Genomic DNA, 1,811 nt, shown 5'->3' on the forward strand with positions numbered 1-1,811 from the left:
CGGCCCCCGGGGTACGGGGGCGAGCGCGGGAGGTAGCGTCTGGACTGCGAATCCGACTGACGCCGTGGGAACCACCGTCGCGTCCCACGCAAGGGGAGCCGTACGGCGCAGGCCCTACGGAAGCCTTGCGTGCATCACGACGACACAAGGGGAAGACACCTCCACATGCCGGACCGACGCCGCCGCGCGGCTCACTGCCTCATGCCGACCCCTGCGCGTACCGGGGGGCCGCGATGAGGTACGCCCGCCCGTCGCGCACGACGCCGCTGCTGCGTGAGCAGCAGTCCCCGTCCTCCTCCGCCTCGCCCGAGGGCTCGCCCTCCGGGCGCGAGGAGAACAACCCCTTCGCACCGCCGCCGGAGGGACGGCCGGACCAGCCCTGGCAGCCCAGGCACCGGCCCGACACCGCGCCGGGCGGTGAGGGCGGCAGCGGCGGCAGCGGCGGCGACGACGGCCGTGCCGCGCCGGGCGGACCTGGTGAACCCGGCAGCCCGGGCAGCCCAAGTGGCACCGACTGGCCTGCCGCCCCCGGCACCCCCGGCGGCGCCATACAGGGCGGTCAGGGAGGCCAGGGCGGCCAGGGAGACCAGGAAGGTCAGGGCGGCGGTCAAGGCAGCCAGGACGGCCCGCCGCAGCAGCCCCCGGCCTGGGGCAGCCAGTGGAGCAGCCGCCAGCCCGGCCGCCAGAACGGCGGCTTCGGATCAAACCCTGGCCGACCGAACGGAACGGGCGGCCAGGGCGGCTCCGGCGGCCCGCGCTGGGACCCGAACGACCCGGCCCAGCGGCGCGCCCGCTACGCCCTGCTCGCGGGCATGTGGGCCTTCTTCTTCGCGCTGTTCAGCCTGCCGCAGATCGCGCTGCTGCTCGGTGCGCTGGCCGTCTACTGGGGCATCAGCTCGCTGCGCGCCAAGCCGCGCCGCCCGGCGCCGGGCACCAGCCCCTCGAAGCCGCAGGCCACGGCGGCGATCAGCGGGCTGGTCACGGGCGGTCTGGCGCTGGCCATCGTCGCGGCGACCTTCACCACCCAGATCGTCTACAGCGACTACTACTCCTGTGTGGACGACTCCCTCACCCAGACCTCCCGGCACGCCTGCGAGGACCTGCTGCCCAAGCAGCTCCGGCCGCTGCTCAGCACGGAGGACTGAGCAGGTCCGAGGGAATGCCAGTGACTTTGTGGTGAGTATCGGACAGCGACACGCCAACACCACAGCGTGTCGCTGTCCGATACTCACCACAAGTCAGGCCTCGGACGCGCCACGGCCTTCGTACTGCTCGTGCTCCGGCAGCCCAGGGCCCTGGGGCGGGGCCCCGGGCCGGTCGGCGTTGGGGCCCGGCGCCGTGTCGTAGCGCGGAAAGAACTGCCGCCACCAGGGCGCGGGTCCCTTGGTGGCGTCCGCGCCCTTGTCATCCCCGGTGCCCAGCGCGCTCCGGCTGTCTTGCGCGCTCCGGCCCTCGGTCTCCGATCGCTTCGATCGCGGCAGGGGCGTCGCCGAGGCCGCCCAGGCGCGGGCCTCCGCCTTACGGGCCACCCAGGCCATCAGCGCGGGCACGAACAGCCGCAGCCATCGCAGGAGGACCGCTCCCGGGATCCCCGGCAGTGCGGTCCAAGCCAGCGTCGCCGTGCCCGTACGCCACCAGCTCGGGCCCAGCTCGGCGAGTCCGTGGGTGCCCAGGGCCCCGCCCGAGGCACCGGCGAGCAGCGCCATCGCGGCCGCGCAGCCGAGCGAGGCGCCCGCGGCCATCAGGGCGGTCTGGCCCCACCCCCACACCGACACGGCCGGCCGCAGCGCCCCTGGCTCTTATACACAGCT

General features: G+C 74.7%; 2 protein-coding genes. One reads left to right on the forward strand and one right to left on the reverse strand.

Annotated elements, in window-relative coordinates:
• Positions 1-233 precede the first annotated feature (233 nt).
• Positions 234-1,145 (forward strand): hypothetical protein, encoded by a 912-nt coding sequence (locus CCN51_RS48470; protein ID WP_086861063.1) that lies wholly within the window; start codon positions 234-236, stop codon positions 1,143-1,145.
• Positions 1,146-1,238: 93 nt separating this feature from the next.
• On the opposite strand, the gene CCN51_RS48475 is transcribed toward CCN51_RS48470, so the two are convergent.
• On the reverse strand, positions 1,239-1,775 hold the full coding sequence (locus CCN51_RS48475; RefSeq protein ID WP_086861065.1) for a cell division protein PerM: 537 nt from the start codon (positions 1,773-1,775) through the stop codon (positions 1,239-1,241).
• Between the last annotated feature and the right edge of the window lie 36 nt (positions 1,776-1,811).

Origin of the sequence: Streptomyces milbemycinicus (assembly GCF_002154605.1) — a bacterium.
GTDB classification, from domain to species: Bacteria; Actinomycetota; Actinomycetes; order Streptomycetales; family Streptomycetaceae; genus Streptomyces; species Streptomyces milbemycinicus.

What these genes read in the sequence shown, in the direction of transcription:
- CCN51_RS48470 (WP_086861063.1), top strand. Translation starts at nt 234, where the DNA reads ATGAGGTACGCCCGCCCGTCGCGCACGACGCCGCTGCTGCGTGAGCAG.